Source organism: Rhizobacter sp. P3_B12, from assembly GCF_056402895.1.
Genome location: NZ_JBFUGN010000641.1, coordinates 1 through 3,605, shown reverse-complemented (window position 1 = coordinate 3,605; position 3,605 = coordinate 1). Strand labels below are relative to the sequence as shown.

Genomic DNA, 3,605 nt, shown 5'->3' with positions numbered 1-3,605 from the left:
CACCTCGCCCGACACGCGCCGACGCTGGCCGACCAGCGCCTCGGCGAACTCGCGCTGGCCGTTGCCCGAGACGCCCGCCACGCCGACGATCTCGCCGGCATGCACGCTGAGGCTCAGGCCGTTGACTGCCGCCTGGCCGCGGTCGCCATCGACCGTCAGCGCCTCGATCGTCAGCCGCGCGGCCCCACGCTCGCGCTCGGTGCGCTGCGGCGGCGCGAACTCGCGCTTCGATTCCGGGGCGCCCTCATCGGCCGCGCCGATCATCTCCGCCGCCAGCTGCCGCGGGTCGGTCTCGGCCACCCGATGCGCCGCCACCAGCCGGCCGCGCCGCAGCACGCTCACGTCGTCCGCATACGCGGTGACCTCGCGGAACTTGTGCGTGATCAGCACGATGCTGCAATCGCCCGCATGCGCACGGTCGCGCAGCAGGCCCAGCACCTCGTCGGCCTCCTGCGGCGTCAGCACCGAGGTCGGCTCGTCGAGGATCAGCAGGCGCGGCTTCAGCAGCAGCTGCTTCAGGATCTCCAGCTTCTGCTTCTGCCCGGCCGACAGCTGCTGCGGCGTCGCATCGAGGTCGAGCCTGAACGGCGTCGTCTCGAGGAAGGCGGCCAGTTCCTGGCGCACCGTCGGCCAGTGGATGACGGCCGGCAGCCGCCCGCGCGCGAGCAGCAGGTTCTCGGCCACCGTCATGCCCGGCACCACGGTGAAGTGCTGGTAGACCATGCCGATGCCCAGCTCGCGCGCGACCACCGGCGACGCGATGTCGCGCTCGCGGCCATCGATCAGCACGCTGCCTTCTTCGGCGCGCTGCCAGCCGACCACGCACTTCACCAGCGTGCTCTTGCCGGCGCCGTTCTCGCCGAGCAGCGCATGCACGGTGCCGGGCCGCACCGCGAGCGACACGCCGTCGAGCGCCGTGAAGGCGCCGAAGCGCTTGGTCAGCTGGTAGGTGTCGAGCGCCAGCGCACCGGTCGGCCGCGGCACCGGATCGAGCGGCGCCGTCACGCCTTCATCTCCCGCCGGAACACCTCGAGCGTGTGCGCCTTCACGCGCACGAAGCGCTCGTCGGACACCGCCTCGGGCAGGCGCGGCCGCGGCATCTCGAAGGGCACGAACTCGGCGATGCGCGTCGGCCGGCGCGTCAGCAGCAGGATGTGGTCGGCCAGGAACACCGCGTCTTCCAGGTCGTGCGAGACGATCACCATCGTCACGCCGGTCGCGAGGTGCGCCTCCTGCAGTTTCTCGCGGATGAACAGCGTCATCTCGAAATCGAGCGCCGAGAACGGCTCGTCGAGGAACATCACCTCGGGCCGCGGCGCAAGCGCCCGCATGATGCACACCGTCTGCATCTGCCCGCCCGACAGCTCGTACGGGTAGCGCGCCAGGTCGAAGCGGATCTCGAACAGCTTCACGAGCTCGTCGACGCGCTCGCGCACCTGCGCTTCCTTCATGCCCTTGCGGCGCAGCGGGTAGGCGATGTTGTCGCGGGCGCTGATCCACGGGAACAGCGCGTCGCGGTAGTTCTGGAACACGTAGCCGATGTCGGTCTGCTTCAGCGTCTTGCCGTCGAACAGGATCTCGCCGGCGTCCAGCGGCACCAGCCCGGCGATCATGTTCATCAGCGTCGACTTGCCGCAGCCGTTCGGCCCGAAGATCGAGACGATCTCGCCGCGCGGCAGGTCGAGGTTGAAGTCGGTGTACAGCGGCGATCCGGCGAACGACTTGCACAGCCCGCGGATCGTCACGTGCGGCAGGTTCACGGCGGGCCCGTTCATGCCTTGCCGCTCCAGTGGATCAGCTTCTTCTCGACCAGCAGGAACGCGAGGTTCAGCAGGTAGCCGAGCGCGCCGGTGATCAGGATGGAGCTGTACATGTCCTTCACGTTGAACACCTGCTGCGCATCGATGATGCGGTGGCCGAGCCCGGTCTCCGAGCCGATGAACATCTCGGCGACGATGACGATCACCAGCGCCATCGAGACCGCGCTGCGCAGGCCCACGAAGGTCTGCGCGAGGCTCTCCATCAGCATCACGTCCTTGAACACATGCCAGCGCGACACGCCCATGATCTGCGCCGCCATCACCCGCGTCTTCTTCGCGTTCATCACGCCGTAGGCGCTGTTGAAGAGCACGATCAGCATCGCGCCGAAGCTCGCGATCGCGATCTTGTTGATGTCGGTGATGCCGAAGATCAGCATGAAGAGCGGGATCAGCGCCGAGCTCGGCGTCGAGCGGAAGAAGTCGATCACGAACTCGACGCTGCGGTACGCGAGCTCCGAGCTGCCGAGCAGCACGCCCAGCGGCACGCCGATCAACACCGCGATGCCGAAGGCGGCCAGCGTGCGCCCCAGGGTGGACAGCAGGTCGGGCCCGATCGCGCCGCTCGCGACCGTGCTCCACAGGTAGGCGAGCGTCTCGCCGGGCGGCGGCAGCAGCACCGGCTTGATCCACCGGGCCGAGATCACGAGCTCCCACAGGGCGAACAGCAGCAGCGGGCCGATCAGCGGGAGCAGCCGCCGGTCCATCAGTCGCGAGGCGTTCATGGCCCGCTCCTCACGCGGTGTAGAGCAGCGGCTTCACCGGCACCGCGCGCGAGAAGATCTTGCGCTCGGTGAACACGTCGAAGAACTTCTGGAACGCGTCGATGTCGCTGGGCTTGAACTCGTTGTAGAGCGTGAAGCCCGACAGCGGCACCTCCTTCACCAGCGAGGCATCGATCGACGTGAAGCCGTCGAGGTGGTTGCGCGACTCCTCGGGGTTCCTGCGCACGTGCTCCACCGCCTTCGCGTACGCGGCGATGTATTTCTTCGCGTCGGCCGGGCGCTCCTTCAGCAGCGTGGCAGTCACGCTGGCCGAGCCGCCGAACCACGGCGCATCGGCATCGCCGAGCACGTACTTGCTGATCACGCCGGTCTCGAGCACGCGCGTCAGGCCCTTCAGGCGGCCCGCGGTGCCGGTGGGCTCCAGCGTGTAGACCGCATCGATCTGCCCGCCGACGAGTGCCGGCACGTGCTGGCCGACCGGCAGCTCGGTGACCTGCGGGTTCGCGACGCCGTTCTTCTCGAGCATGATCTTCGCGAGCGTGACGTTCTGGATGCCGGGGCCGCTGGCGATCTTCTTGCCCTTCAGGTCGGCGAGCGACTTGATCGGGCTGTCCTTCGCGACGACGAACTCGTCGAGCACCAGCTTGTGGTTCGACGGGTTGCTGCAGATGATCTTGAACAGGCCCGGCGAGGTGATCTCGGCGAGTGCCAGCACGGCCGACGCTGTGCCGTTCGCCGAGCCGTGGATGCGGCCGGAGATCATCGCCTCGGCCACCTGCTGGGCGCTGGAGAACTTGACGCCCTCGACATCGAGCCCGGCCTCCTTGAAGGTGCCGAGCTCGAGCCCGGCATACAGCGGCAGGCCGCTCGCGATCGGCCAGTAGCCGATCAGGATCCTGTCGTCCGCGGCGCGGGTGAGAGTTGCGGCACCCAGCGAGGCAGCTGCGGCAAGAGTTTGCAAGGTACGACGACGGGTGATCATGAAAACTCCTGTAGCCCGGATGTCAATCCGGGATCGTGTGTCATGCCGAAGAAGAACCCGGATTGGCATCCGGGCTACCAA

4 protein-coding genes are annotated in these 3,605 nt (G+C 68.0%); all 4 read right to left on the bottom strand.

Features of this window, described 5'->3' with window-relative positions; genetic code table 11:
- Window positions 1-1,005 (bottom strand): ATP-binding cassette domain-containing protein (locus tag AC1D01_RS25280; RefSeq protein ID WP_477871261.1); only part of this gene is annotated, 1,005 nt, incomplete at its 3' end.
- The gene (locus AC1D01_RS25275; RefSeq protein WP_477871259.1) at window positions 1,002-1,775 is read right to left on the bottom strand and encodes an ABC transporter ATP-binding protein; all 774 of its coding nucleotides are present in this window, start codon (window positions 1,773-1,775) and stop codon (window positions 1,002-1,004) included. The genes AC1D01_RS25275 and AC1D01_RS25280, both read right to left, overlap by 4 nt.
- On the bottom strand, window positions 1,772-2,542 hold the full coding sequence (locus AC1D01_RS25270) for an ABC transporter permease (RefSeq protein WP_477871257.1): 771 nt from the start codon (window positions 2,540-2,542) through the stop codon (window positions 1,772-1,774). The genes AC1D01_RS25275 and AC1D01_RS25270 overlap by 4 nt, the downstream gene beginning before the upstream one ends.
- Window positions 2,543-2,552: 10 nt before the next feature.
- Window positions 2,553-3,524, bottom strand: a complete 972-nt coding sequence (locus AC1D01_RS25265; RefSeq protein ID WP_477871255.1) for an ABC transporter substrate-binding protein — start codon at window positions 3,522-3,524, stop codon at window positions 2,553-2,555.
- Window positions 3,525-3,605 lie beyond the last annotated feature (81 nt).

Coding starts and splice junctions, on each gene's coding strand:
- AC1D01_RS25265 (WP_477871255.1), bottom strand. CDS start 3,524: ATGATCACCCGTCGTCGTACCTTGCAAACTCTTGCCGCAGCTGCCTCG.
- AC1D01_RS25275 (WP_477871259.1), bottom strand. CDS start 1,775: ATGAACGGGCCCGCCGTGAACCTGCCGCACGTGACGATCCGCGGGCTG.
- AC1D01_RS25270 (WP_477871257.1), bottom strand. CDS start 2,542: ATGAACGCCTCGCGACTGATGGACCGGCGGCTGCTCCCGCTGATCGGC.